At 40.2% G+C, this 25,699-nt stretch carries 25 protein-coding genes and 3 pseudogenes; 17 read left to right on the top strand and 11 right to left on the bottom strand.

Annotated elements, in window-relative coordinates; translation table 11 throughout:
• Nucleotides 1–220: 220 nt before the first annotated feature.
• From TOL9009_RS0133990 to TOL9009_RS44090, 7 genes are all read right to left on the bottom strand, one after another.
• Nucleotides 221–805 carry a CPBP family intramembrane glutamic endopeptidase gene (locus TOL9009_RS0133990; RefSeq protein WP_029637807.1) on the bottom strand — a complete coding sequence of 195 codons (585 nt, stop codon included), beginning with the start codon at nt 803–805 and terminating at the stop codon, nt 221–223.
• A gap of 92 nt (nt 806–897) precedes the next feature.
• Nucleotides 898–1,962, bottom strand: a complete 1,065-nt coding sequence (locus tag TOL9009_RS0133985; RefSeq protein WP_029637806.1) for a DUF3326 domain-containing protein — start codon at nt 1,960–1,962, stop codon at nt 898–900.
• 101 nt (nt 1,963–2,063) lie between these two features.
• The gene (locus TOL9009_RS0133980; protein ID WP_029637805.1) at nt 2,064–2,243 is read right to left on the bottom strand and encodes a hypothetical protein; all 180 of its coding nucleotides are present in this window, start codon (nt 2,241–2,243) and stop codon (nt 2,064–2,066) included.
• A gap of 73 nt (nt 2,244–2,316) precedes the next feature.
• Nucleotides 2,317–2,634, bottom strand: a complete 318-nt coding sequence (locus tag TOL9009_RS0133975; RefSeq protein WP_029637804.1) for a 2Fe-2S iron-sulfur cluster-binding protein — start codon at nt 2,632–2,634, stop codon at nt 2,317–2,319.
• A gap of 157 nt (nt 2,635–2,791) precedes the next feature.
• On the bottom strand, nt 2,792–3,502 hold the full coding sequence (locus TOL9009_RS0133970; protein WP_029637803.1) for a Uma2 family endonuclease: 711 nt from the start codon (nt 3,500–3,502) through the stop codon (nt 2,792–2,794).
• A gap of 92 nt (nt 3,503–3,594) precedes the next feature.
• Complete coding sequence (locus tag TOL9009_RS0133965; protein WP_029637802.1) at nt 3,595–3,888, bottom strand: helix-turn-helix domain-containing transcriptional regulator; 294 nt, start codon at nt 3,886–3,888, stop codon at nt 3,595–3,597.
• Nucleotides 3,881–4,165 carry a type II toxin-antitoxin system RelE/ParE family toxin gene (locus TOL9009_RS44090; RefSeq protein WP_072022210.1) on the bottom strand — a complete coding sequence of 95 codons (285 nt, stop codon included), beginning with the start codon at nt 4,163–4,165 and terminating at the stop codon, nt 3,881–3,883. The genes TOL9009_RS0133965 and TOL9009_RS44090 overlap by 8 nt, the downstream gene beginning before the upstream one ends.
• A 74-nt stretch (nt 4,166–4,239) precedes the next feature.
• Between TOL9009_RS44090 and TOL9009_RS48125 the strand changes: the two genes are divergently transcribed.
• From TOL9009_RS48125 to acnB, 4 genes and pseudogenes are all read left to right on the top strand, one after another.
• Nucleotides 4,240–4,404 carry a hypothetical protein gene (locus tag TOL9009_RS48125; protein ID WP_186227754.1) on the top strand — a complete coding sequence of 55 codons (165 nt, stop codon included), beginning with the start codon at nt 4,240–4,242 and terminating at the stop codon, nt 4,402–4,404.
• 158 nt (nt 4,405–4,562) lie between these two features.
• Nucleotides 4,563–5,296, top strand: a pseudogene (locus TOL9009_RS0133945) (IS630 family transposase); the annotation flags it as partial.
• Nucleotides 5,295–6,009, top strand: a pseudogene (locus tag TOL9009_RS41400) (IS1634 family transposase); the annotation flags it as partial. The pseudogenes TOL9009_RS0133945 and TOL9009_RS41400, both read left to right, overlap by 2 nt.
• A 397-nt stretch (nt 6,010–6,406) precedes the next feature.
• Nucleotides 6,407–9,067, top strand: a complete 2,661-nt coding sequence (gene acnB, locus TOL9009_RS0133935) for a bifunctional aconitate hydratase 2/2-methylisocitrate dehydratase (protein WP_029637799.1) — start codon at nt 6,407–6,409, stop codon at nt 9,065–9,067.
• Between the two features lie 123 nt (nt 9,068–9,190).
• Here the strand turns inward: acnB and TOL9009_RS48120 are convergent, their stop codons facing one another.
• Nucleotides 9,191–9,346 carry a hypothetical protein gene (locus tag TOL9009_RS48120; RefSeq protein WP_186227753.1) on the bottom strand — a complete coding sequence of 52 codons (156 nt, stop codon included), beginning with the start codon at nt 9,344–9,346 and terminating at the stop codon, nt 9,191–9,193.
• Nucleotides 9,347–9,735: 389 nt separating this feature from the next.
• On the opposite strand from TOL9009_RS48120, the gene TOL9009_RS0133925 reads away from it, so the two are divergent.
• The 5 genes and pseudogenes from TOL9009_RS0133925 to TOL9009_RS0133900 all read left to right on the top strand — a co-directional run bounded on the left by TOL9009_RS0133925 (nt 9,736) and on the right by TOL9009_RS0133900 (nt 11,365).
• On the top strand, nt 9,736–10,017 hold the full coding sequence (locus TOL9009_RS0133925; RefSeq protein WP_029637798.1) for a DUF4258 domain-containing protein: 282 nt from the start codon (nt 9,736–9,738) through the stop codon (nt 10,015–10,017).
• A gap of 17 nt (nt 10,018–10,034) precedes the next feature.
• Nucleotides 10,035–10,262 (top strand): type II toxin-antitoxin system MqsA family antitoxin, encoded by a 228-nt coding sequence (locus TOL9009_RS0133920; RefSeq protein ID WP_029637797.1) that lies wholly within the window; start codon nt 10,035–10,037, stop codon nt 10,260–10,262.
• 65 nt (nt 10,263–10,327) lie between these two features.
• Nucleotides 10,328–10,523: pseudogene (locus tag TOL9009_RS41395) on the top strand (type II toxin-antitoxin system HicB family antitoxin).
• Between the two features lie 11 nt (nt 10,524–10,534).
• Complete coding sequence (locus tag TOL9009_RS0133910; protein ID WP_029637796.1) at nt 10,535–10,747, top strand: hypothetical protein; 213 nt, start codon at nt 10,535–10,537, stop codon at nt 10,745–10,747.
• Nucleotides 10,748–10,945: 198 nt separating this feature from the next.
• On the top strand, nt 10,946–11,365 hold the full coding sequence (locus tag TOL9009_RS0133900) for an endonuclease domain-containing protein (protein WP_029637794.1): 420 nt from the start codon (nt 10,946–10,948) through the stop codon (nt 11,363–11,365).
• Nucleotides 11,366–11,464: 99 nt separating this feature from the next.
• On the opposite strand, the gene dnaG is transcribed toward TOL9009_RS0133900, so the two are convergent.
• Nucleotides 11,465–13,387 (bottom strand): DNA primase, encoded by a 1,923-nt coding sequence (gene dnaG, locus TOL9009_RS0133895; protein ID WP_029637793.1) that lies wholly within the window; start codon nt 13,385–13,387, stop codon nt 11,465–11,467.
• A gap of 233 nt (nt 13,388–13,620) precedes the next feature.
• Between dnaG and tftA the strand changes: the two genes are divergently transcribed.
• A complete protein-coding gene (tftA, locus tag TOL9009_RS0133890) occupies nt 13,621–14,973 on the top strand; it encodes a hormogonium tapered terminus morphoprotein TftA (protein ID WP_029637792.1) in 1,353 nt (450 codons plus the stop codon).
• Between the two features lie 198 nt (nt 14,974–15,171).
• On the opposite strand, the gene TOL9009_RS0133885 is transcribed toward tftA, so the two are convergent.
• Nucleotides 15,172–15,576 carry a hypothetical protein gene (locus tag TOL9009_RS0133885; protein WP_029637791.1) on the bottom strand — a complete coding sequence of 135 codons (405 nt, stop codon included), beginning with the start codon at nt 15,574–15,576 and terminating at the stop codon, nt 15,172–15,174.
• Nucleotides 15,577–16,703: 1,127 nt separating this feature from the next.
• Here TOL9009_RS0133885 and TOL9009_RS0133880 point away from each other — a divergent pair.
• From TOL9009_RS0133880 to TOL9009_RS0133855, 5 genes are all read left to right on the top strand, one after another.
• Complete coding sequence (locus TOL9009_RS0133880; protein WP_029637790.1) at nt 16,704–17,072, top strand: hypothetical protein; 369 nt, start codon at nt 16,704–16,706, stop codon at nt 17,070–17,072.
• A gap of 316 nt (nt 17,073–17,388) precedes the next feature.
• Nucleotides 17,389–17,616: a hypothetical protein gene (locus TOL9009_RS0133870; protein WP_029637788.1), complete on the top strand. Its 228-nt coding sequence runs from the start codon at nt 17,389–17,391 to the stop codon at nt 17,614–17,616.
• A gap of 157 nt (nt 17,617–17,773) precedes the next feature.
• Nucleotides 17,774–19,960, top strand: coding sequence for a peptidase domain-containing ABC transporter (locus tag TOL9009_RS41390; protein WP_038298231.1), 2,187 nt, complete (start codon nt 17,774–17,776; stop codon nt 19,958–19,960).
• Between the two features lie 32 nt (nt 19,961–19,992).
• Nucleotides 19,993–21,372 carry an HlyD family efflux transporter periplasmic adaptor subunit gene (locus TOL9009_RS0133860; RefSeq protein ID WP_029637787.1) on the top strand — a complete coding sequence of 460 codons (1,380 nt, stop codon included), beginning with the start codon at nt 19,993–19,995 and terminating at the stop codon, nt 21,370–21,372.
• An 809-nt stretch (nt 21,373–22,181) separates the two neighbouring features.
• Nucleotides 22,182–23,078: a phytanoyl-CoA dioxygenase family protein gene (locus tag TOL9009_RS0133855; RefSeq protein WP_029637786.1), complete on the top strand. Its 897-nt coding sequence runs from the start codon at nt 22,182–22,184 to the stop codon at nt 23,076–23,078.
• 29 nt (nt 23,079–23,107) lie between these two features.
• On the opposite strand, the gene TOL9009_RS0133850 is transcribed toward TOL9009_RS0133855, so the two are convergent.
• The gene (locus TOL9009_RS0133850) at nt 23,108–24,043 is read right to left on the bottom strand and encodes a DMT family transporter (protein ID WP_051503195.1); all 936 of its coding nucleotides are present in this window, start codon (nt 24,041–24,043) and stop codon (nt 23,108–23,110) included.
• Between the two features lie 188 nt (nt 24,044–24,231).
• Here TOL9009_RS0133850 and TOL9009_RS0133845 point away from each other — a divergent pair, with 188 nt between their 5' ends.
• Nucleotides 24,232–24,582 (top strand): hypothetical protein, encoded by a 351-nt coding sequence (locus TOL9009_RS0133845; protein WP_029637784.1) that lies wholly within the window; start codon nt 24,232–24,234, stop codon nt 24,580–24,582.
• Nucleotides 24,583–24,889: 307 nt separating this feature from the next.
• Nucleotides 24,890–25,126, top strand: a complete 237-nt coding sequence (locus TOL9009_RS0133840) for a hypothetical protein (RefSeq protein WP_029637783.1) — start codon at nt 24,890–24,892, stop codon at nt 25,124–25,126.
• The last annotated feature ends 573 nt before the right edge of the window (nt 25,127–25,699 follow it).

Genomic DNA, 25,699 nt, shown 5'->3' with positions numbered 1-25,699 from the left:
GCACCTGAATATACTTCTTTGGTCTGAGAATCTAGAAGCTGTAACCTTTTCTTTTTTTCAGCAAGCCCTAATTATTTGTCACTTTTAAGGGGCGATGTTATCCGAATAGACATCTCCAGAAACTAATTATGCGTTGCCCGAAAACCTTGTAGAGACGTAGCACAGAATAGCCTCTACGTATGAATCTGGAAATGTCTAATGGTATTGGAACGTCTCTACTTTAATTTAATCGTCGAATTTTCCAGAAATAACTAGAAATCAAATTCGTCAACATATGAGCAACAATCGGCACTAACAAATTACCAGTAATTAAAGCGCTGTACCCGAATATTAATCCGACAATAGTTGCCCAAATTACATAAGTCCATTGTTGGGGACTGCTAAGGTGTAAAATGCCAAAACAGAGACTTGATACAATTACCGCTACATGATCTGCTCCCAAAGCTGGCAACATTACACCCCGAAATAACAATTCTTCACTTAATCCTGGTAGCAACCCCAGCCAAATTATGTCTGGTAAAGCTAAGGGTTTAAGTACTATTTCTAAGTAATAATCTGCGCTTTTGCGGTAAGCAGGGAAAAAACGATAAGCTAATCCACTCACAGCGGTGATGATTAATCCTAAGGCTATTCCTAAAAGTAAATCTCTTTCCTGCCAATGCCAGGAAAATATCACTACATTGCCAAAGCGTAACCACAACTTGGCAATTATCCATAAAATTATTGCAGTCACACCCATTGCCACAAGCACTTGGGTGCGTGTCAAGTAGGGAATTTCTGGTTCTTGCTTTTGCTGTTGTTCCACGGGAGGGAGGGGGGACAAGGGGACAGGGGGACAAGGGGGACAAGGGGGACAAATGTCCCCTCAACTAACAACTAACAACTAACTAATAACTACTAACAATTAACAAATAACTGCAAAGACGATATTTTTGAGCTTAGGGCAGATGGGTCAATGCCTGCTTTGTGTGCGACTAATGCACCTACTGCCTCTAAATATGAGTTTACTTGTATGCACTTGATTCCCAAGGGTTCGGGAGGAACTTGCATCTGAGTTTTGTTTTCAAGGACGGTGATGATTTGGCATCGTCTACTATTCAAGCTTAACAGAGTGCTGCCACCACAAGCGGTTGCAGGTACGATGACGGCATCAACTTGATTAGCCCAAATGTCAGTCGGTTCGGACAATTGATGAGTTTCTCCAACAATAAATTGGGGTGCTTGACTCAAACCGACAAGCACGCATGGTAAGAAAGTATAACCTAATTCTTCGGCGGCGGAACGTGGAGATAAATCTGGATCTATCGGTACGGGAGAAAGTGCGGGGGAATGAGCGCAAGGAATTTGAAAGGTTCGCACGATCAAATGACTAATCACCGCCTCTGCTCCAGCGATCGCATCGACTCCTTTACCGTGGCGGTAATTTTGATCGGCTTCTTGATCAATATTATCAGGGAAACGGGCAACAACTGCGATCGCTTCCGCCCCAGCTTTATTAATTAGTACTTCCGCTGCCCTTAATAAGCTATCTGGGTTGCCAATTGTCCCCCAACTTGCCCCCGATGCCGATGACCGCAATTCTACCTCTAAAGGTGCATCTGTAATTACATAATCTGTCAATGATAATCCTAAGGTGGCTCTAGCGGCATCGGCTGCTTGCAAATGTCGCAGTCGCAACTCTGGCTCAATTCCTTGGTCTAAAAGCAAACCTATGCGATTTTGATGAACGGGACGCAAACCCCAGCATCCGGCAGCAAATTTGTCAAGTCCATAACCTTCAACATAGAAAGTATTGGGCAAATTCCGATATAAGCTTGCACCATTAAGGACATTGGGGTGAGTAATTAGGCGATCGCAAACTTGAGATACACATGAAGCAACTGGCAATGCATCACCTGCATAACCGCCTATTTCTGCCCCAATACCAGTTGGTACAATTAAAATAGCAGTATATGGACGCATTAATCGCTTCACTTTAATTAGGACTGAGGAGTTAAGAGTTAGTGGATAGTGGATAGTAGTAATTTTTGACAACTAACAACGCTCCAACTAACCACTAACCACTAACAACTAACTTTAGTTACAACAGCTTCAACAGTGCATGATTCTTTTTCAACATCTACAGAAGTAATTGCCCATCGCAGAGGTTCTCCCTCTTTTTGTAACTCTGTTTCAATTGCTTTTTGTAATTCTGAAGGAGTTTCTTGTAAGTCAATTTCTGCGGTTATAAAATGTGTAGTCATCTCAGTTCCTTTTGTTTAGAGTTTGAGCGTGAATAGCTTAATTATGACTTAACTACAATACTGTTGAAATTTATCATTCTTTCCCAAATTGTAACTGATAAACGATATCTTCTTTTCCTGTTTCAATTTTCAAATCCGAACGGGGATAAGCGACACAAAGTAGAGCATAACCTTGTTTTTGTAATTCTGGACTAACACCCATGCCATCAGTTTGATCTACAGTTCCTTGAGTAATTTGACCTGCACAAGTTGTGCAAACACCTGCATGACAAGAACTTGGTAAATCTAAACCAGCAGCATCGGCAACTGATAAGACGGTTTCATTCTCAGGAACTTGCAAAGTGTGAGTTTTGCCTTGGTGTAAAATTTCAACGGTGTAAGTTTTAGGCATATACAATCATCGGGTGATGCAACGGACAAACGTATTATATTATCCGAATTAGTTAAAAATATCTAGATACTACCATAAAACTTTAGGTTAAAGAGTGATTCTGTGGCGGGAATTGCAATCGCTGTGTTGAATAATGGGTTAAGATTGCGAATTGTCTTTATAGATTATCAGGGTCAATGTTTAATTCTCGTAACTTAGCGGCTAGGCGTTCTGCCCGTTGCTTTTCTTGCTCTGCACGCTGTTTTTCCTCGTCCGCACGTTGCTTCTCCTGTTCTGCTAATTCTTGCGGTGTCGGCACTAACTGCCCTTGTGCCGTAAAATAGCGTAATTGATTGTCCTGCACACCTAAGTATAAATCTAACTGCTGACTCCATAACCAACCTTGGGGATTCGCTTCTATTGGTTGGTAATGAGCGTCTACTAAATGAAACCCCACAAATTCCAAATTATCCGGGTCAAACCAAAAATATTCTGGGGTGCGAAAGATATCTTGGTAGATTTGTTTTTTTAAGCCTTTATCTGTGGCTTTTGTGGAAGGTGAAAGCAACTCGACAATGATATTCGGATATTTACCATCTTCTTGCCAAATCACCCAACTTTTGCGCGGTTTACGATCGCATCCTAGCACCACAAAAAAGTCTGGTCCGCGAAATTCTTCTGATTTTAGCTGACATTGGCTGTAGTAAATTGTCAAATTTACCGCTGTATAAAAGTCATTGCGATTTTGCCACGACAATTCTAAGCATTGTAATAACAGAATAATTTGGCGTAGATGTAAATCGCTTTCCAATGGTGGTTCGTGACTTTCTATATCTCCTAGCGGAAATATTATATCTTCTCCTGGTTCTAATTCTTGGGCAACTGACATGACTTTCTTGGGGCTAAGGGTGAGTTACAGCTACGCATTTTAATTGTAAACCTAAAGAGCGATCGCCATTATTCAGTAATAAAAAACTTCAATTATGGCTTTACTGTTACTGCCAAATGTAACCCTAAAGCATCCAACAAAGAATTTAGACTGTAAAACTCAATTTCGCCTTTCTCTAATAGCATCTGGTCAAGTTTATTGTAGAGTTCCTTGACTTGTGCAGAAAGCTGATCAACTCCACCATGCGCTTCTATGACATTTTTCAATGCCTTACTTAACATTTTTGGATCGCTTTCTTCTAAAACAACTTCGATATAAACTGCTGCTTCTAGTGGATTTTTTAAGTCTTGAATCAGTTTTTCATGATAGCTTGTACTTCTAGGCATCATCTCTACTCCTATAGTCTTTCCAATATTCCTTGGCTTTAGCAATATCTTTATCTTGAGTGCTTTTATCACCACCACACAAAAGAATAATAATTGTTGACCCTTCCTGCCCAAAGTATATGCGGTAGCCAGAACCATAGTCTATTCTGAGTTCAAAAACACCATCACCAACTGATTTACAATCACCTAAATTACCCTCCTCTACTCGGTCAAGCCTTGCTCTGATTTTAGCCTTTGCTTTTCTATCCCGCAGAGAATCAAACCACTCAGAAAAAATATAGGAATCCTATTTGATTTTTGAAAAAGATTACGAGAGAATACGGCTGGGTGTAAAAGTGTAAGAATATACAAATGATCAACCAGCATCTAGAAACTGCAATGCTCCCCCCGAAGCCGGAAGTGACAGCAACGATACTCCCATCTGAAGACGCACATAGTAATGCGATCGCAGAACTACAGGAATTTATAGCTCTTCGTCCAAATGCCCTTCAAGAAGGCAGAAGGCATTCGTGCTGAGGGCAGAAGGAACCAATTGGGAGGGGTCACAATCCCCTCCCAATTGGAGGCTCCCAATATCGTTGCATTTGGGAGGGGCTTCAGACCCTTACTCCTTTCAGTCGTGGGCAGAGGACACTTATACATTCCTTCTGCCTCCTGCCTTCTGCCCTCTGCCTTTCCCGGTGATTTATGAGTCAAAACAAAGTTACTACGACTTGTTCAAAGCAGCAGGAATTAGTTGGAAGAAAACCACCAAGCTAAATCCTAAAGCAAATCCAGATGCTGTTGCAGAAAAAAAAAAGAGATTGAAACGCTTCTGGCAAATAACCGAGAGGAAATCGAAGCAGGAAAGTTGAGAGTACTGCTAATAGATGAATGTCATTTAATGTGGGGAGATTTAAGTGGTTATGTATGGGGAAGAAGTGACCAAGAAATAACTGTTCCAGTAGTTAACGAGCGAGAAAAGCAGACATATTACGGTGCTGTTGACTACCTGGAAGGAGAGTTGGTTCTCAAAGCTTATGAAGCAGGAAACTCAAAAAATACCATCGACTACCTACGACATTTACTAGCTGAATCGAAGGAACAAAGATTATTGATTTTTTGGGATGGTGCGAGCTACCATCGTTCCAAAGAAATTCGAGATTTTTTGTCTGAGGTAAATCTTGATTTACCAGCCGAGCAACGGAAAATACATTGTGTTCGTTTTGCTCCCAATTGCCCTACGCAAAATCCCATTGAAGATATTTGGTTGCAAGCAAAAACATGGGTTCGACGCTTTTGTGCGTTAATTCCAACATTTCCGCATCTCAAGTGGATGTTTGAGTGGTTCATTCGACACAGTACATTTGATTTCGCCAGTCTTCAGATGTACGGAGTTTTTTCACGCAATCAAATAGGACTCCTATAGAAAAATAGCAGATTTCAAGAAGTTATCCCAAAAAAATCGAGCAAGAGTCAACAAAAGTTGGCAAACAAATAGCTAAGTTAGCAAAAGATGAATTTGACCAGCCATCCTCAGCGATGTCTAAAATGAAAGAACTTGAGTCAAAACTAAAGTATCATCAAGTTGCTCAAATAAAAATTATTGAGCATCAAACTAAAGACAAAAAAATAATTTATAAAATTTGGGGCGAATTGATAGAAAGTCAAGAATTAATCGCTGAAAATCGAAACTCTTGTGGGAGATTTATTTTAGCAACTAACATTTGGGACATGATCGGGTTAAATGCCTCAGAAATACTCAGGATATATAAACAACAGCAATCTTGTGAGAGAGGATTTAGATTTCTGAAAGACCCTTTATTTTTTGCGGATAGTCTTTTTGTTAAAAATCCTCAAAGAGTAGAGACAATGATGATGTTAATGGGATTGTGTCTCTTGGTTTATAATCTAGGACAAAGACAATTAAGAAATACTTTAAAAACTCAAAAGGATACAGTTAAAAATCAACTGAATAAATTAACTGAGCGTCCTACTTTCCGGTGGATATTTCAATGTTTTCAAGGAATTCACCTTCTCATTATACAAGGTATTAAGCGAATTATTAACTTGAGCGATGAACGTCGTCGAATTTTGCAATTTCTCCCAACTTGTTGTCAAAAATATTATTTATTAGCCTAAAAATATCTGATTGATTATTGGACTGTCTTCTAATAATTGAATAAAATAGACATTGAATATTTTTGAATAACTAGCTTTTGTTGTGGTATTTTCAAGCTGGTCATTCATGCTGCATAATTTATTTTTTTGAGGTTAACTTAGGTGTCCAAATTATAATTTTGGATTTTTCTTAAATGTAATTTATTTATACTACTTATTGAAGTGCGGAATGTGGGTTCCATCAAAGTGTAAAAATATTCGGTTGAGGAAAACTATACCTTCAGTATAAAAAAAACTTGCTAATAACCGATTACGAGTAAGGCTTTTAGTAATAAAAGTAAGCTAAACTTTTATAGCCAAGTATTGCCTAAAAATATTTCATAATTAAAGGGAGAACATCCCAATGGAGAACATAAAAATGCTAGAACAATACCGTCAACATGTTGAAGAACGTGCCCAACTCGGTATTCCCCCTTTACCATTGGATGCGAAGCAAACCTCAGAATTATGCGAATTACTAAAAAATCCGCCGACAGGGGAAGAAGAGACATTATTGCATTTATTGCGCGATCGCATTTCTCCCGGTGTCGATCCCGCAGCTTACGTGAAAGCGGGATTTCTCACGGGTATTGCTAAAGAAGAAATCACCAGCCCGTTAATTTCACCCATCGATGCGGTACAATTGCTAGGCACGATGATCGGCGGTTATAACGTGCGATCGCTAATTGAACTGCTGCAAACTCCCACGGTGTCCTTTTCCACATCCTCGGAAACACCCTTGGTTATGGGGGGACAAGGAACAGAACCAATAGCCGCATACGCTGCATCTGCCCTCAGCAAAACTCTATTGGTGTATGATGCCTTTCACGACATTTTAGAATTATCTCAAACCAATCCCTTCGCCAAGCGCGTAATTGACTCCTGGGCAGAAGCGGAATGGTTTACCATTCGTCCAGAAGTACCCGAATCTATTACCGTCACAGTATTTAAAGTAGCAGGGGAAACCAACACCGACGACTTATCACCAGCTCAAAGCGCCACAACTCGCCCAGATATTCCCTTACATGCCTTAGTCATGTTAGAATCACGTATGCCGGGAAGTATACAAACAATTACCGAGTTAAAGAAAAAAGGACATCCTGTGGCTTATGTGGGGGATGTAGTCGGTACAGGTTCCTCACGCAAATCAGCGATAAATTCAGTATTGTGGCACATGGGGCAAGATATACCTTATGTCCCCAACAAACGGGCGGGAGGATATATACTAGGAAGTGCGATCGCGCCAATTTTCTTCAACACCGCTGAAGATTCCGGTGCTTTACCCATCGAGTGCGATGTCAGCAAATTAGAAACCGGCATGGTGATTACCATCCATCCCTACAAAGGGGAAATCACCAACGAAGCAGGGGAAGTTATTTCTACCTTCACCCTCAAACCAGATACAATTTTAGATGAAGTCCGCGCAGGTGGACGCATTCCCCTACTAATTGGACGCACCCTCACCGATAAAACCCGCGCTGCACTAAATTTAGAACCCAGCACCATCTTTAGGCGTCCCCACCAACCAGCCAACACAAACAAAGGCTACACCTTAGCACAGAAAATGGTCGGTAAAGCTTGCGGCTTACCAGGTGTACGTCCCAGTACATCTTGCGAACCGATTATGACCACAGTTGGTTCTCAAGATACCACAGGTCCCATGACCCGCGACGAATTAAAAGAACTCGCTTGTCTCGGTTTTAGTGCAGACTTAGTGATGCAGAGTTTCTGCCATACCGCAGCTTATCCCAAACCAGTTGACATCAAAACTCAACAAGAATTACCTGATTTTTTTGCTTCTCGTGGTGGTGTCGCCTTGCGTCCCGGTGATGGTATAATTCATTCTTGGCTGAACCGGATGCTGTTACCCGACACCGTAGGCACAGGTGGCGATTCTCACACCCGCTTTCCCTTAGGAATTTCCTTTCCCGCCGGTTCTGGGTTGGTTGCGTTTGCAGCAGCGTTGGGTGCAATGCCCCTAGATATGCCAGAATCAGTTTTGGTACGTTTTAAAGGAGAATTGCAACCCGGTATCACCCTGCGAGATGTTGTAAATGCAATTCCCTACGTCGCAATTCAAAAAGGCTTGCTGACAGTCGATAAGAAAAATAAGAAAAACGTCTTCTCTGGAAGGATTATGGAAATTGAAGGCTTGCCAAATTTGAAAGTTGAACAAGCTTTTGAACTCACCGACGCTTCCGCAGAACGTTCTTGTGCAGGTTGTACAATTAAACTGAGTGTCGAGACAGTTGCTGAATATCTGCGTTCCAATGTGGCGCTGTTAAAGAATATGGTAGCACGCGGTTACGCCGATGCCCGAACCATCATGCGCCGCGTCATCAAAATGGAAGAATGGTTAGCAAATCCGGTATTGATGTCAGCAGATGCAGACGCAGAGTATGCAGAAATCATTGAAATTGATTTGAACGAAATCAAAGAACCAATTGTTGCCGCTCCTAACGACCCCGATAATATTAAGTTATTATCAGAAGTTGTAAATGATCCAATACAAGAAGTATTTGTTGGTTCTTGTATGACAAATATCGGTCATTATCGCGCTACAGCGAAAGTGTTAGAAGGTGCAGGAACTGTAAATGCTCGCTTGTGGATTTGTCCCCCTACCCGCATGGATGAACAGCAATTAAAATCAGAAGGTATTTACAACATTTTTGATGCGGCAAATGCGCGAACAGAAATGCCTGGTTGCAGTTTATGTATGGGGAATCAAGCGCGAGTTGAAGATGGGACAACGGTGTTTTCAACATCTACCCGCAACTTCAATAATCGCATGGGTAAAGATGCGCGGGTGTATCTTGGTTCAGCGGAATTAGCCGCAGTTTGTGCGCTACTTGGACGCATTCCCACAGTGCAGGAATATATGGACATTGTGGCAAACAGAATTCATCCTTTTGCTGATGATTTGTATCGGTATTTGAACTTCGATCAAATTACTGGTTTTGAGGATGAAGGTAGAGTGATTGCTTTGGAAGATATGCCCAATATTGAAGATATTTTGGGTATGCCGGCATCTGCGAGGTAGATAATAAATATAGATGCCCTCAGGCTGAAGCCTGGGGCTACACGAACAAAGCCCGCCTGCACGGGCTTTTCTTATTGAATTAAAGTAGGGTAGGGATTACTTGCCTCTCCAATAATTAATAAATTAGGGTATATTACCTAGTTTTTCTCGAAATACGGTTAATAAGTACTTTTTGCTGAGAATTTCTATTTCTGTTTTTTCTATATCTTGGCGTAAATCGATGACTTGCGGATCATGGCATTTCATTGCTTTTAATACTTCTTTTATCGAGATATCCATAATTCAGCTTTTATCTTTTCTTTATAAGGGTTACAGGATATCCCTAAAGGATAAGTTAATGCTTATTCGTACTCTTTTTTGTTTTAATAGTTGAGAAAATTATCGTTTATTTAGCACTATTGACAATAAATTACCAAGAAATAAGGGTTTAAGGCTCAGGTATGGGCGCTTGCGTTTTTTTATTTACAATTTAAGAAGGAAAAACGTATTATCTAAACTAAATAAAACTATGCGCTCGCACCCCACGCACATACGCAGACCTAACCCCCCTACCGCCCTTCCCTACGAGGGGAGGGACGACTTTGACTTTAGTCACGCGTCAGGCAGAGGTCAGTGCGATCGCACTTAATCTTCTTTTACGGTCGCCAAGACAAAGCAGGTAAAGCCTTATGTTCGATGAAATCTTGCGACGGATGCGTGAGAAAATAACCTCTCAACAATATGTAATGACGCTCCACGCTGAAGAAGAGATGAACGATGATAATTTAACAATCTACGATGTCGAACAAGGTATTCTCACAGGTGAAATACTGGAACGCCAAAAAGATAGAGTGACAGCAGAATCTAAATACCGTATTAGAGGTGCAACTGTTGATGGTGGGGAAGTTGAGATAATTGCCAAGCTGAGTCCGACTGGAAAAGTCGTTATCATTACTATATATGTACTCTAATAGCAGGAAAATGCTAGATGCTGTGCGATATTTGTGGAAGCGAAGGAGCAAGAATCCGCAGGATTACTAGAACCTATGGCAAAGGTCAAGACCTGCTGGTTATAGAAAACATTCCCGTGATAACTTGTCTTCATTGCGGTGAAAGTTACTTTACAGCGGAAACCCTTCATGAAATTGAGCGAATTAAACTTAACCGTAAAAGCTTGGCTGTTGAACGTTTTGTGGAAGTCGCTAGTTTTACATAGCATTTAATTCCTATCAAAAAGCATAATCGCGCTACATTATTTATGAAACCTGTAAGGTTATCGCCATGAAGTCTCTACAAGACTACACTGTTGTTATCCGTCCCGATGACAATGGCACCTTTGTCGCATACGTCCCAGCGATTTCTAGAAGGCAGCGCTTGGGGACAAACACCAGACGAAGCTCGTACCGAACTCGTCTATGTTTTTGAAATGATTCAAGAAGAGTACGCAGAAGAAGGGCGATCGCACTTTCAGCAATAGGAACCACTAAAATGCTTCAAATACACAAAAATTACGTTCTTGACGAAAATCAGCAACCTATCGCTGTACAAATTTCCATTGCCGAGTTTGAAAAAATTGAAGCAATCCTTGAGGATTACGGTTTGGCAAAACTGATGGAGGAAGTACAAAATGAAAAACCACTATCTAAAGATGAAGCTATAAAGTATTATCAATCACTAAAAGGTGACAATGTGGCAACTTGAATACACAAAGCAATTCTTGGGCGATCGCACTTTCCCAAATCGCGCAAACCTAACCCCCCTACCCCCCTTCCCTACGAGGGAAGGGGGGAATTTCATTTCCCTCCCCTCGCAGGGGAGGGACGACTTTGACTTTAGTCAAAGTCAGGGAGAGGTCAGCCATAATGGAAAAGATAAAAAACCTATTTCCATACAAACTTTGTGAATAACCCCACATCCGAACAACCCTTTAAACCCAGAAAAGAGGGAACTTGCAACATAGTAATTGGACAAGATATATCTGCCGCTAAACTACAACTTGCCAAAGAATTTCGTCGCCAAATGACACCAGAAGAAAAAATACTTTGGCAATATCTGCGTGGAAATCGCTTGAATAATTTACACTTTCGTCGTCAACAGATTATTGATGGATTTATAGCAGATTTTTATTGTCATGCTGCTGCATTAGTTATTGAAGTGGATGGAAAAATTCACGAACAACAAGTTGAATACGATGCAGAACGTGACAAAGTTTTGAAAGCACGGGGATTGCATTTGTTGCGAATTAAAAATGAAGAAGTGAGACACGAACTTGATAATGTATTGATGCGTATTTCCACAGCTTGTTCTCAACAAACCTAACCCCCCTACCCCCCTTCCCTACGAGGGAAGGGGGAAATTTCATTTCCCTCCCCTCGTAGGGGAGGGACGACTTTGACTTTAGTCAAAGTCAGGGAGAGGTCAACCCGACAACAAATCTGTAATCGAATATAGCCGTTGCCGATCTAATTCCTGAATTCGCTGGTTTTCAGCATAAAAGGCATCACAATATGATTGATATCGCTCTGGTTCTGCTTCTGGATCGGTTTGCTTCCACAACTCCAAATAGTGACGACAGCGCTTTTCTCGCAGCACTCGCTCCATACAAGCAGTCGTAACTAAAATGACTTGCGGAGTACGCAAAATTTCTTTTTGTTCTTTCTCACTCACATGAAATAGATGGGAAATTAACTGCATTTCCTCCGAAAACTCCAGACATCTATCTTGCAAATTTGATACTAAATTGGCATCTATGTCAACGGTCATCTCTAAAATCTTTTGCCACAAAAATCGGTGATGCGAAAGGCTAAATTGTAAATCTCGCTCTTCTAAAGCTGCAATAATAGCTTGACGCTGTTCGGGACAATGCAAATAAATCCGCAGTAATAAAGCCTCTGCTTGATCTAAAAGACCGCGTTCACTATTATCTATAGGTGCCTTTTCTACTCTAGCTCTTGAATGCTTGCGTAGCGGTGTTGGCTGACGCCGCGCTGTAGACAAAGGTGCAATCTGCGTTAAAAGATTCTCAACTCGTAAAGGTATAAGTCTGGTATCACCCAAACTGAGTATTTCTGCACAATAAGAAACGTAATAACTTCGCGTATCTTTATTTTCTATTCTTTTAAGTAATTTAACTATCTCTTGCGAAACTTGCTGAAAATCTGTAGCCTGTTTCAAATCGCGGTCTTTCGTAATTTCTTCAATCTGCCAATTCAGCCACAGTGGGGCATTGAGAAGCAGTTCTCGATAATCTTCCGGCTTATATTCGCGCAAATATTCATCGGCATCTTTGCCATTAGGCAAGTTGAGAATCTTTAGCTGAACTTCGCCTTTATACGCGAGTTCGGCAATTTCTCCTATGGCTCGTTCTGCGGCATTTATCCCAGCTTTATCAGCATCAAAGTTGAGTATCAACTGTTTAGAATCACAATAGCGCAATACTAGGCGTACTTGTTCTAAACTTAATGCTGTACCGAGAGAAGCCACGACGTTAGTTATACCAGCAGCATGGAGAGCGATCGCATCAAAATATCCCTCCACCACTACAGCCGAATCAGCTTGCGAAATCCCCGCTTTAGCTTGATCCAGAGCGAATAAAGTCTTACCCTTACTAAAAAGCTCGGTTTCTGGTGAATTTAAATACTTGGGTTGTTCATCAGTGAGAGTTCTCCCACCAAAGGCAATTACACGTCCTTGCACATCGCGGATGGGAATTATTAGGCGATCGCGAAACACATCATAATAACCCCCTCCTTCCTTACGCGGTTTAATCAAACCCGCTTTTTCCACTAGTTGTGCTGGATAATGTTTATCCTGCACCAGATAGCGATATAAGGTTTCCCAACCGCTTGGAGCGTAACCTAAGCCGAATTGCTGAATTGTTTCTTCCTTAATTTGGCGATCGCGCAAATATTCAATCGCTTTTTCCCCTAGTGGTTGTCTCAAAGCGTGTTGATAAAATTGTGTCGTCGAAGCCAGAACTTCATATAACTGCTCGCGCAAAGAAAGCTGACGCTGCAACTCTTGCCGCTGTTCTGGTAAGAGTGTTTGCACCGGCACTTCATAACGTCGTGCTAAATCTAGCACCACGTCAGCAAAAGAGCGCTTCCCCAATTCCATCAAAAACTTAATGGCATTTCCCCCTGCTTGACAGCCAAAACAGAAGTACATCTGCTTGGTTTGGCTAACTGTAAAACTAGGAGTTTTCTCATCGTGGAAGGGACATAACCCAACAAAATCTTTACCGCGCTTACGTAAAACTACGTATTCGGAGACGACATCCACAATGTCAGCCCGTTGTTTAATTTCTTCGATTGTGTCTGGATGTAAGCGGGGTATTTGCATTTTGGAGAGACGCGATTAATCGCGTCTGTACAATGTTCGTGGGAGCGTAGAGACGCGATTAATCGCGTCTGTACAATGTTCGCAGTAGATAACTGTTAAGCGTCAATTGTCAACCATCAACTAACAACCAACAACTAACAACTAACTCCCGATCGCTATTATATTCTTGCTGCAAAACCAAGAAAGATGTATAGAATCACTAATGCTTAATTTTCTCAGAGGAAATACTGAAGATGGGACGTATTTTTATTTCGGCGGCTCACGGAGGCAAAGAATCAACACGAATCGATCCCGGTTCAATCGCCGGTGGTACAACCGAAGCTAGGGAGATGATATTGCTGCGAGATTTGATTGTGACAGAATTGCGATCGCGATCTGTTGAAGTTTTAGCGGTTCCGGATGACTTAAGCGCAGCGCAAACTATCAACTGGATCAATTCTCGCGCACGCGATCGCGATGTTGCCTTAGAAATTCATGCTGATGCTGCCAGCAACCCTTCTGTGCGTGGGGCTAGTGTATTCTACATTGCCAACAACGATGAGCGTAGAAGTAACGCCGAATTGGTGCTGGTGGGGTTATTGCGTCGCGTACCCCAACTACCAAATCGGGGAGTCAAACCAGATACAGACAGTGGATTGGGTAGTTTGGCATTTTGTCGGCAAACGGCGATCGCATCAATGATAATGCAAGTTGGCTTTCTCAGCAGTCCAGACGATCGCGCTTTATTACAAAATCGGCGTCGCGACTTTGCCTTAGGAATCGCCGATGGACTTGCATCTTGGAGTCGTACAATTGATCCTGGTTCTGCTCCTACCCCAGATCCAAATTATCCGCCAATTAACATCAAAATTAACGGTCAAAATTACTCCGAAAAAGGAATACTAATTAATGGGAATGCATACATCCCCATTGATTTAGTAGATCGCTTGCGAATCGATTTATCAAAAGCACCTAATGTGCGTCGTATTACCTATCGTAAAGTTGTTTATGTCAAAGCAGTCGAATTGCGAGATTTTAACGTTTCCATTAGTTGGGACAGTACCAGTCGCACTATTTCTTTACGCTCCAATTTGGTAATTAATCCTAATCAAATTGACCAAATTATGGCGCGTGGTTATACCTCAGAAGTGCAGTTACAATTATTCCTGAAAAACAACAACGAAAGCGCTTTAGCACAGTTCCCCGACTTGCCGAAACTTTATCGAGAAGAAGCCACTGTAGAAGGGGTAAACTATGACATCGCCTTTTGTCAAATGTGTTTAGAAACGGGATTTTTACGCTTTGGTGGCGATGTAAAACGCGAGCAAAATAACTTTGCAGGTTTAGGGACAATTGGTGGTAGTTTAGAAGCGGCAAAGTTTGATAGTGCTAGAACTGGAGTACGAGCGCAGATCCAACATTTAAAAGCTTACGCCAGTCTAGAACCTTTAGTTAATGAAATAGTAGATCCTCGATTTCGTTTTGTGACTCGCGGTGTTGCACCAACAATAGATAAATTATCAGGACGTTGGTCAGCAGATTTACAATATGGCACCAAAATTACAGCGATGCTCAAACGATTGTATGAATCAGCCGGACTCTTATGAGTGCAACCGTGGTAGAGACGTTCCGCCGGAACGTCTTTACAATATATGTGATTCTTCGGTCATAATTTGATATAGCGTTTCCTAGTCTGTTGAGGTACAAATTTATCTGCGTCCATCGGCGTTTATCTATCTTCATCTGCGGTTAATTCAATATTTTGTACCTCATAAATGTGGGAATCGCTATAAATAAATACAACCTTACAGAATGAGATAACTCCGCCAAGATGGTTGAGAATCCTTGCTACCCTTTTGCGGAAGCAGCAATCGCCAAGTTTTGCCTTCTCTTTGAAGTTGTAAATAAACTTCAAAAGGTTTTTGAGGTTGCGTTAACTTTCGTTCTGGTAGTTTGAACACGAGATTGTAAGTTCCGCGAATGCGATAAGCTAGTAAATTTTGAATCGTTAGGGATTTTTCCTGAGTAATTTTAAGTCGATTGATTTCAAAACCGCGAAAATCGAGATTTAGCTGTCCCTCAAGTTGCTCTTGGGTTTGCTCAAGTTGAATTGCGATCGCTTTTTGCACTAATTGGCTAGTTGGCAAAAATCCATTACCACATGCTGTCAATAGCAACAGCAAAATTGCTGTCAAAATCAGCCGCACCATATAATTTCTTCTCTAATAGTTAAAGCACGATAATATCACGGCGGATAAGTTTAATTCTCTAACTAAGTAGGTGGGTGTAAATAAACATAACTATATTTCTGTCTGAACCGATCGCGCAGCGTGTCGCGGACAAGCAATTCGCAAGGGTTTCGGACTTTTTACATTTTACATAGCTCGGTTACTTCGTACCTAGCTACTTGTCAAAGAAATGACAATACTACCCGCTATCTTTGTTATTTAACTTGATATTTGAGGGTTTTTTTTATTCTGGTCTTCCATAGACTTCTTAAGAAAAAATAAAAATTGCGTCATCTTTCTTTGGAAATAATTTTTGTGATAACATGAATAAAAGAGGAAATTTAATCGTATTTTCTCCAAAAACAGCCTTCTACTAAAAAATTAGCTGTTATTGTTTTCCATTATCTTTGCGTTGAATCTGCGAGAACGACTATTGTAGGGATACAGCTACTCTTATACGATGCCCAACATAAAAGTCTGATATGTAAGATTTACATTATTATCTATCAGCAACGCCTTAGCTGTATGCGTTGCTCAATATCTAGCGTAATTCCTGTTGCTATAAAATTTGCAATATTGGTTTTTATCACTGTAAATATTCAAACTACATAAGCTATGTTTAACCATGCTTGTAGTTATTGAAGTGATGAAAATACAAAGCTTTCTATGCGATTAAATCCATTTGTGATAAGCATTATTGGTTCTAAGTTGTGGCTAATAATTTTTTACTTATGACTGTGAAAAATTTTAGCGATTTACCACTAATTGATGATTTATCAGGTATACGAAAGCGAATAGACGCTTTCAGAATCATCAAATTTTTTTCAATTCAATGAATAAGAAGAAAATATTAAGCCAATAGCTAATTTAATGGTTGATATATTTTCGCGCTTCTTAATCTCTGCGTCCTGAATTGACTACCCAATACGGTTCGGTTAAGGGAAATTGTAGAAATTGTAGGTTGGGTTGAACGAAGTGAAACCCAACAAAGCCTTGGAAATGTTGGGTTTCGTTCCTCAACCCAACCTACAAATTTTTGTTTTTTTAGCTTAACCGAACCGTATTGATTGACTACCAATCAACTACACCAAATTTCAGGAGAAAGTCAAATGGCTATTACAGTAGAAAAAGCCTTGTTAAACAATCAAAGTATCTTACAATATTTTGCTTTGGTTGAAGAAATTGACGAACAAGCTGCGGAAATAATTTCTGGCGGTGGCAATATTGAGAGCTTTAAGATTATAAATGGAACACAGCAGCCGATTTATTACACAGTGGATGGTGTAGAAGCTGTAATACAACCCGGTCAAGAACAGGACTGTAGCACCAATCTGGGTGGAAAAATTAGATTTGATAGAGATATTCGAGACAACAAGATAGGACCAAGAGGGTATAACCTGGAAGATGGTAAAGCATATGCATTTCTAGCCGATTACAAAACTAGTAGTACCGATGATATTAATCTCTATCAGGTCTAGTAATGTAATCTGAAAAGTCAGATTATTTAGGGTTGTCAAAAAAAGTTTTTTTGTGAGGAGTCAGTCGTAGGAGTAACCCAGTTTCCCCGGCTTCATCTGTCCTAATGGGTTACATATTTTCGCGCTTGTTAACCTCTGCATTCTCAAGAACGGTTGAATTGACTACTAATGAACTCAATACTGCTCGGTTAAGAATTTTTGTAGGTTGGGCTTATTGTGAGGAAACCCAACAAAAACCAACGTGCATAATTTCATTTTTTGAGCTTAACCAGCAAGTATTGCCAATGAACTAGACTAAATTTCAGGAGAAACTTAAATGGCTATTACCATTGAACAAACCTTGCTAAACAACCAAAGCATTTTAGAAAAAATTGCTTTGGTAGAAGAAATTGATGAACAAGCGGCAGAAATAATTTCTGGTGGTCAATCAGGCAATGATATACCAATAGACCCAAATGAAAATCCCGATGATCAGCCACCAAAAAAACAAGGTAACATGGCTGTTCCGCAGGCTTATTTTGCATTTGACCTAGGACAATATTAGTAATAACTGATTTGCTAAACCTGCCCTAAAGAGTTAAATGATTGCGATCGCCCTTAACCTCTTTTTTCTACGGCAAATAAAAATTTTCTGCGTAAATCCTCATTCAATATAGTCAATTTCTTTCACTGTATTTTCTCTCCAAAGATTACCCTTAGAAATGAAATACAAAATTGTCCTTCAACACAGTGAAGAAGATTGTGGTGCAGCCACTTTAGCCACGATCGCCAAACATTACGGACGCACATTTACCCTTAACCGAGTGCGGGAAGCTGTTGGTACTGGGGCGAGAGGAACTACTCTATTGGGATTAAGACGCGGTGCAGAAGCTCTGGGATTCCATAGCCGGCAAGTTAAAGCCACTCCCCAACTCATCAACCAATTAGATCAAACTCCTTTACCTGCGATTATTCACTGGAAAGGCTACCACTGGGTAGTATTATACGGTCAGAAAGGGAAAAAATATGTAATAGCTGATCCCGGTGTTGGTATCCGTTACCTAACTCACGAGGAGTTAATTAAAGGTTGGAATAATGGGGTGATGCTGCTACTCCTTCCCGATGAAAGCCGCTTTTATCAACAAGAATCAGATAAAATTGGCGGTTTTGGACGTTACCTGCAACGGGTTTATCCTTATAGGTTTATTTTAGCCCAAGCTATTTCTCTCAACATCGCTATTGGGCTGCTTTCCCTTGCATCTCCCTTCATGATGCAATTACTCACCGATGATGTCCTAGTGCGGGGAGATACTCAACTATTAACCACCGTTGCTATTGGCGTAATCACCCTGAATTTAATTAGAAGCGCCATTAGTTTAGTACAATCGCATTTAATCGGTCATTTCAGTCAAAGATTGCAATTAGGATTAATTCTAGAATACGGGCGCAAACTCTTGCATTTACCCCTATCTTATTTTGAAGGGCGACGCAGTGGGGAGGTAGTCAGCCGCATTTCTGATGTTCACGCTATCAATAACTTAGTTTCCCAAATTGTCCTCGGATTACCCAGTCAATTTTTTATTGCTGTAGTCTCTTTGGGCTTTATGCTCTTTTACACTTGGGAGTTAACTCTAGCTTCTATAGTTGCATTTCTCATAATTACGGCTGTTAACTTACTTTTCTTACCAGCACTGCGCCAAAAAACCCGCAATATGATTGTTTCTGGTACAGAAAACCAAGGCTTTTTGGTAGAAACATTTCGCGGGGTACAAGTCTTAAAAACTACCCAAGCTACACCCCAAGCCTGGGAAGAATATCAAGGAAATTTCGGTCGTCTGGCTAACTTGGGCTGGAGTACCATGCAGCTAGGACTTTACAGCAGCACTATTACAAGTATTCTTTCGACATTTATTAATATTGGTATTCTCTGGATTGGTAGCTATTTAGTAATTAATCGCACCTTAACAATTGGACAATTAATTGCCTATAACGGCATGAGTGGCAATTTTCTCGGATTTTTGAGTTCTGCCATCGATTTAGTCGATGAGTTTATCACTTCCCAAATAGTTATTCAACGTCTGACAGAAGTTATTGATGCTACCCCAGAAGATGAAAATGATGTGAAAAAGCAGTGGGTAGAAATTCCTGCTAATGCAGATATTATCTGCACGGAAATTAATTTTCACCACACAGGTAGAGTTGATTTACTGCAAGATTTTTCTGTAACTATTCCTGGCGGTCAAGTAATTGCTCTAATTGGTAAATCTGGCTGTGGTAAAAGTACCCTAGCAAAATTGATTCCTGGTTTATATACAATTCAATCAGGAAATATTCGCTATGGTTGTTATAATCAGCAAGATATATCTTTGGAATGTTTGCGGCAACAGGTGGCTTTAATACCACAAGAAGCTCATTTTTGGAGTCGGTCTATTCTGGATAATTTCCAATTTAGTTATCCTCACATTAGTTTTAGAGACATTATTATCGCCTGTCAAATTACTGGCGCTGACGAATTTATCAGCGAACTACCTGATAAATATCAAACTGTCTTAGGAGAATTTGGAGCTAATCTTTCTGGTGGACAAAAGCAACGATTAGCTATAGCTAGAGCTATAGTTACTGACCCACCCATCCTGATTTTAGATGAGTCTACCAGCGCACTTGATCCAGTGAGTGAAGCACAAATATTAGATAGGCTTTTAGAGCATCGCCGGGGGAAAACTACTATTTTGATTAGTCATCGTCCTAGAGTGATCCAGCGTGCAGATTGGATTATATTTTTAGAACAAGGACGGTTAAAAATTCAAGGTACACCAGAAGATTTGCGGCAAGTTACTGGAGAGCATTTAGACTTTTTGGATGATGTGATTTTGAGTCTTTCACACGCGATTTATCGCGTCTCTACATGAGCGATTATTTTTCAATTTTGAAGTGTCTAACTATGGTTAACGTTCACAACACAGACTTTTTACGCCCAATTCAAACAGATGAATTTCTCCCACCGATTAGTCGTTGGATTACCTTTGGTGGACTTTTTATTCTCTGCGTTTTGGGACTCGCGATTCCCGTCGCTACAGTCACTAAATATAAGGTGACTGTGAAAGGGCAGGCAGTTGTCCGTCCGTCTGGGGAATTGCGAATTGTGCAGGCAGCAACTGAAGGTCAAGTTATGCAGATTTATGTTAAAGAAAATCAAGTTGTCAAAACCGGAGATGCGATCGCTCTCATTGACGACTCCCGCTTACAAACTAAAAAAAGCCAACTGCAAACCAATATTCAGCAAGCTAAGTTGCAGCTAGTGCAAATCAACGCTCAATTTCAAATTTTTAACAGTCAAATCCGCGCCGAAACTGCTAAAATTAACCGGATTATCACTGCTAGCGAGGCTCAATTAAGCGATCGCTTGCGGCAATATGAGGATAAAAAAATTACCACTGTGGCTGAATTCCAAGAAGCTCAAGCTAATCTCCATTCTGCTAGGGCAGCTTTGAATGCAGCGAAGTTAAAGCAAAAGCGATATGAGAGTTTAGCGGAAGCATTGTCTAGGGATAAATTAGAGGAAGCACAGTTAGCTACAAAACAGCAAGAACAAGCTGTATATGCAGCGATCGCGAAAAAGCAACGTGCGAAAGCAGCCTTAAATCCCAGTTATGCAGAAGTAAAAATTGCTACTGAGCGGATAGCCCAAGAAAAAGCCGCAGGTGAAAGTAATAAAGCAGCTTTAGATAAAGAACTGCAAGGAATTATCAAGCAACGGATTGAAGTAGAAAAACAGTTAGAGCGTGATACCAGCGAACTAAAGCAAGTGGAAATTGAACTTAATCACACCACTATTACTGCTACTGCGGATGGTATCATTTCTCAGATAAACTTGCGTAACCCCGGTCAAACTGTGCGTCCTGGGGAGGAAGTCTTGCAAATTGTCCCCAGTTATGCAAAGCAGATTGTCAAGGCAGTAGTGGCATCTGAAGATAAAAGTAAGCTCAAAATTGGTCAACAAGTCCAAATGCGGGTTAGTGCTTGTCCCTACCCGGATTATGGCACTCTCAATGGTAAGGTCGAGGCGATTTCTCCAGATGCCATGACTCCCCCAACAAATGGCACAAATGGATCTACTTCTCATCCTAATAGTAGTCCGAAAGCGGCTGTCCCAGGTGCTTTTTATCAGGTGACTATTGAACCGGAAAGTCTGGTTTTAGGTAAAGGCAAAAATCTGTGTCACATTCAATTGGGAATGGAAGGTAGAGTTGATATCATTTCCCGCGAAGAAACGGTACTGCAATTTTTCTTGAGAAAGGCTAGGTTAATTACAGATGTGTAATTTTATATCTTGCACTATTCGGATCATAGCGATCGCATAGTTGAAATGTTCTATTTCTCACATATTCACCCACAATGCTACCCCGATCGCACTTATATAATACCTTTTTCTACATTATAGGTAATCTTCTAGCGGGAAGGGAGTAACGCCAAGGGGATTGATTTATAAAGTTACCGTAATGCATTCCTAGATTTTATAAAGGAATTTTAAATTTTTCTAAAAGTATAGATAAATAATTGGACACTTTTCGTGTTTCTGCTTATAATTTTTCATCATATAAGCACATTCAAAGCAAAAAGAATAATATTTTAGACTTTTGCAGATGACTTTTCGGACAAATTAATAAGCTTTTATCTGAGCAGAATCTACCTGAATTTAATTATCGAGAAAAATATCATGCCAATTAACATGTTTTTTCTCCTAAAAACCGACGCTGGACGGAAATTATCGCTGTGTAAATAGTTTCTAATGACTTCATCATAGCTCCGATAATTTTTTATAGGAGAAAGATAAAAAATCGCACCTTTTCTTGATTTAGTAGGTTAATCCACTTGATACTCGTTCTAATATTACCTTACAATATAAGTGTATCCATTATTAGCCGGAGTGAAGCCTTAATACTTAATAAAATATTGGAAGTAGATTTTTTTGTAAAGCAATTATGAGTCAAGACTGAGTAAATATCAATGCTTAGAGAATATCAAGCTTGCATTTGCCAATAATTAAATATTTTTATATTTATAATTTTTGTATTTATTTATACAAAAATTATAAATATAAAATTTTGTATAATCAAGAGGGTTACTTTCATGTACGTATTGGTTCAAAAAGCACGTAATAGAATAATAAGGAAGTTAACGGAAATACCATTTGTGCAAGCTCAATCTGAGATTTTTTATCAGAGAGCGCTGAACAAACATCTTGTCAATTTACCTGTTCTTTCAGCAAGCGATCGCACTTTAGTCGAGACTATTAAACGTGATGGAGTAGTAATTACTTCATTATCAGCTTTAGGAATTCCTTCTAATCCTCGTTTTTTCGAGGTTGCCAAAAAGCTGATGTCAGAAATACCAAAAAGTATTTCTGGTCAAAAAGACGAGTTTGTTGTTCATGCTAGTCCTGAACAACTGATGGAGCATCCAGAGATTTTCTTGTGGGGACTTGAACAACGTTTACTTAATATTGTCGAAAATTATCTTGGCTTACCAGCAGCCTATCAAGGCGTATTTTTTCGCAGAGATATCGCCAATGAAGTGGCGATAAAGTCAAGACTGTGGCATGTAGATTTGGAAGATAAAAAAGTCCTGAAAATTATTGTTTATTTAAATGATGTCAATGAAGATGGAGGTCCTTTTCAATATATTCCCCAGTCTTTAACCTCAACAATCGCTCGGTCTTTAAAATATCGCCCTCGCTACATAACAGACGAAATTATGCAACAAGCATTATCTCCATCCTATTGGAAATCATGCACAGGACTTTCTGGTACAGTAATTTTCGCTGGTACTGCTAGCATCTTCCATCGAGGAAAGATACCTGTAGCTAATGATAGATTCGCTGTGTTTTTTGATTATACATCTAGACAACCAAGACAGCCATTCTACAACACATTATCTCTGCCTAAAAAAAATTTACTATTACTTGTGAATAATCTTTCCAAAACTCAAAAAAATTGTGTGCTTTGGCAACAAGATGATAAGATTTGAATGACAAAGACTGTGTTCCCTTTCTCTAATTAGCGCAAATAAAACAATAATCCAATTCCAGCGATCGCAATGACCACACCAGCGATCGCCCGAAAGCTGACTTTTTCACCGATGCAAATCGCACCTACCATGATAAACAGTGGACTAGTCTGCAATAAAGTTAAAGCAATTCCCGCTGCGGTAAATTTAATTGCCGTCTGCTGCAACCAAATACCTAAATAAGTTCCGCAAAAGGCAGCAAAACAAGTTGCCAAAATTACTCGCGTTGATTGCAACTCCGACAAAATTATCCTACCCCGACGCCAAGATAACCATACTAACGGTAAGAGAATCAACACCCCTGCAATCAACCGAAACAAAGATGCCCACAAAGGTGGAATGCTCGAATTTGCAAGTGCTGCACGAGAAAGAACACCTCCAATTGCATTAGCGATCGCTGCTAATAGTCCAAAGCCGATTCCTCTTAATAGTTGCGTTGAAGAATTACTGCTTGTATCCGGCAATCTTTCAGTCACTACCCAAGCAACTCCCACAACAGTAAGCAAAATGCCGCACCAAGCATTCACATTCAGCTTTTCTTGAAGAAAAATCTGCGCGATGATTGCCGTCATTGGTGGTGCAAGAGTTCCCATGAGTAAGGTACGACGCGGACCGAAAGAATTTATCGCCGCAAGAAACGCTAAATCGCCCAAACCAATACCAATAATGCCGCTGAGTAATAAAAGACTTAGGGGAACAATTGTCAAGATTGGGAAAAATTCTCTCCGCACACAAATAGTGATTGTCAGTAAAGCGATCGCAATTATCCCTTTAAGTAAGTTCAGTTGCAGTGGGGGAATACGTTGTCCCAAATGCCCATACACTACCGAAGCTACAGCCCACAAACCAGCCGCTAACAAAGCCGCTACTTCACCTTTAAAATCTGTGAGTGGGATATTTAAAAAAATATTAAAAATAATCTGCACCCCTTTGTTTAATGCTTAAAACTATTTAATAATACCTGAAATCTTTTTCTCAACATTAGCACTCATCACCTTTAAGTGCTAATTAATTGCTGATTTTAATACCTAAGATATAGGTAAATATTTAGCATTTTTCAGGCATAATATTTTATAGAAGTAAAAATAAGAAAAAATTAACCGGGACAACTGCAATGAAGTACTCTTTTGATATTGTAGGTGTATCTCCTGTTTTGCAATTTTTTAATCATCAAGAGCACATTTGCCAAAAACCGCAACATCAAGGGGTAGAATACATAGGAACGCATAAATGTACTCTTGATGCATTGATCGAGTCTGTAGAACCAGTTCCGCCTAAATGGAATTGGGACTTGGATCAAGTCGTAGATACGGTGATTCAGTTTTGGTTGAACAATTCAGACAGTATTGGCTACTGGAAATCACGTTTAACTGATGCCGGCACTGATAATTTACTAGTGGCAAGAATTGCTGATATCAAAGCTTTACAATCTGAATTTGAATCTTTGCTAGGTAAAAATTGGTAATCAGAGCGTTGCTGAACAAAACGCTCTTAATTGTCATTGTGAGAATGTAGGGTGTGTTACGGCTTACTATAGCCTACCCTACGCAGGTTTTATATTTAATGAACGTTGACTTACTTAAGTAATTGAAAGTCGCACCTGGTTGTAAAAATTCTCGCTTTCATCAATTATTAAAGTGGCGAGGGTGCCGTTGACAATCTAGAATTACTGTGATATCCAAGTGGGAGCATCATTTAAAAAGGCGTTAGTCCATCCCCGCCAAGAGACTTACTAACGCCCTTGGCTCCAACACAAAAGGATAACATATATCATGCTACAAAATACAGATTGCAGCGATTCCGTCTCTTCTTCTGGTGCGATCGCTTACAAAAAGCGTCTTAGTTCTTGGGCTGTTGCTCGTTTGCTTCCAGATACGCAACAGGAGATTGTCGCTCGATTCCGCAATCGGTCTGATGCAGAAGGTCATTTGCGGCTTTTACGCCAACTAACACCTGACATCACCTTGATGGTAGTTTTTGATTGTCAGAAAAAAGAAGCTGTAGTTTAAAGTTTTGTGTAAGCTAACACACACCTACCTCAATTGTCATAAAACTTAACAAGAAGTTGTTTTAAATATCTATCCCTGGATATTTGACAAAAAGCCACTGTACCGGAAAAAGACAGCTAAGAATGCAGGGCTGTTTGCTGCGTTCCTAATACATAGAATTATCTAGAATTAAAAGAGCTAATTCTGTGTAAATTAGGATGAGTGCGATATAATAAGACTGCGCCTGATTAGTGCGAGTTGTCAAAGCTTAGTTGGTGTGAAAATCAAACAAACACTTAACACGAACTAATCTTCAAAAAATATAATACAATACCGTCCTTCATCAACCACCATTGATGGTCTCTAACTGGGAGTATCAGGTCAAGCTCGATTGAGCAAGTTGTAAGACACTTGATATAGCGCAAACTTGGCGGGGTCGGTTTCCGTCCCGCCAAAGTTTGTAAGAGGGCAGAACATAAACCGTTAAGTTCGGTTTGTGCAGATTTTCTTAAGGGATAGATTTGCATAGATTTTTAGAAGCGGTGTTTCCCATACACTTTACTGTTGTCAAAGTGGCGGAAAACTAAGTTAGAC

The sequence above is a fragment of the [Scytonema hofmanni] UTEX 2349 genome (genome assembly GCF_000582685.1).
Taxonomy (GTDB): Bacteria; Cyanobacteriota; Cyanobacteriia; order Cyanobacteriales; family Nostocaceae; genus Hassallia; species Hassallia hofmanni.
This window is presented reverse-complemented; position numbering and strand designations above follow the sequence as displayed.

Excerpts from the sequence above, each read along its gene's own strand:
- tftA (WP_029637792.1), top strand. The coding sequence starts at position 13,621 with ATGGGACGTATTTTTATTTCGGCGGCTCACGGAGGCAAAGAATCAACA.
- TOL9009_RS0133975 (WP_029637804.1), bottom strand. The coding sequence starts at position 2,634 with ATGCCTAAAACTTACACCGTTGAAATTTTACACCAAGGCAAAACTCAC.
- TOL9009_RS0133870 (WP_029637788.1), top strand. The coding sequence starts at position 17,389 with ATGGCTATTACCATTGAACAAACCTTGCTAAACAACCAAAGCATTTTA.
- TOL9009_RS0133925 (WP_029637798.1), top strand. The coding sequence starts at position 9,736 with ATGTTCGATGAAATCTTGCGACGGATGCGTGAGAAAATAACCTCTCAA.
- TOL9009_RS0133980 (WP_029637805.1), bottom strand. The coding sequence starts at position 2,243 with ATGACTACACATTTTATAACCGCAGAAATTGACTTACAAGAAACTCCT.
- TOL9009_RS0133970 (WP_029637803.1), bottom strand. The coding sequence starts at position 3,502 with ATGTCAGTTGCCCAAGAATTAGAACCAGGAGAAGATATAATATTTCCG.
- acnB (WP_029637799.1), top strand. The coding sequence starts at position 6,407 with ATGCTAGAACAATACCGTCAACATGTTGAAGAACGTGCCCAACTCGGT.
- TOL9009_RS0133920 (WP_029637797.1), top strand. The coding sequence starts at position 10,035 with ATGCTGTGCGATATTTGTGGAAGCGAAGGAGCAAGAATCCGCAGGATT.
- TOL9009_RS0133880 (WP_029637790.1), top strand. The coding sequence starts at position 16,704 with ATGGCTATTACAGTAGAAAAAGCCTTGTTAAACAATCAAAGTATCTTA.
- TOL9009_RS48120 (WP_186227753.1), bottom strand. The coding sequence starts at position 9,346 with ATGGATATCTCGATAAAAGAAGTATTAAAAGCAATGAAATGCCATGAT.
- TOL9009_RS0133965 (WP_029637802.1), bottom strand. The coding sequence starts at position 3,888 with ATGCCTAGAAGTACAAGCTATCATGAAAAACTGATTCAAGACTTAAAA.
- TOL9009_RS0133910 (WP_029637796.1), top strand. The coding sequence starts at position 10,535 with ATGCTTCAAATACACAAAAATTACGTTCTTGACGAAAATCAGCAACCT.
- TOL9009_RS41390 (WP_038298231.1), top strand. The coding sequence starts at position 17,774 with ATGAAATACAAAATTGTCCTTCAACACAGTGAAGAAGATTGTGGTGCA.
- TOL9009_RS0133985 (WP_029637806.1), bottom strand. The coding sequence starts at position 1,962 with ATGCGTCCATATACTGCTATTTTAATTGTACCAACTGGTATTGGGGCA.
- TOL9009_RS0133845 (WP_029637784.1), top strand. The coding sequence starts at position 24,232 with ATGAAGTACTCTTTTGATATTGTAGGTGTATCTCCTGTTTTGCAATTT.
- TOL9009_RS0133840 (WP_029637783.1), top strand. The coding sequence starts at position 24,890 with ATGCTACAAAATACAGATTGCAGCGATTCCGTCTCTTCTTCTGGTGCG.
- TOL9009_RS0133885 (WP_029637791.1), bottom strand. The coding sequence starts at position 15,576 with ATGGTGCGGCTGATTTTGACAGCAATTTTGCTGTTGCTATTGACAGCA.
- TOL9009_RS0133855 (WP_029637786.1), top strand. The coding sequence starts at position 22,182 with ATGTACGTATTGGTTCAAAAAGCACGTAATAGAATAATAAGGAAGTTA.
- TOL9009_RS48125 (WP_186227754.1), top strand. The coding sequence starts at position 4,240 with ATGATCAACCAGCATCTAGAAACTGCAATGCTCCCCCCGAAGCCGGAA.
- dnaG (WP_029637793.1), bottom strand. The coding sequence starts at position 13,387 with ATGCAAATACCCCGCTTACATCCAGACACAATCGAAGAAATTAAACAA.
- TOL9009_RS0133860 (WP_029637787.1), top strand. The coding sequence starts at position 19,993 with ATGGTTAACGTTCACAACACAGACTTTTTACGCCCAATTCAAACAGAT.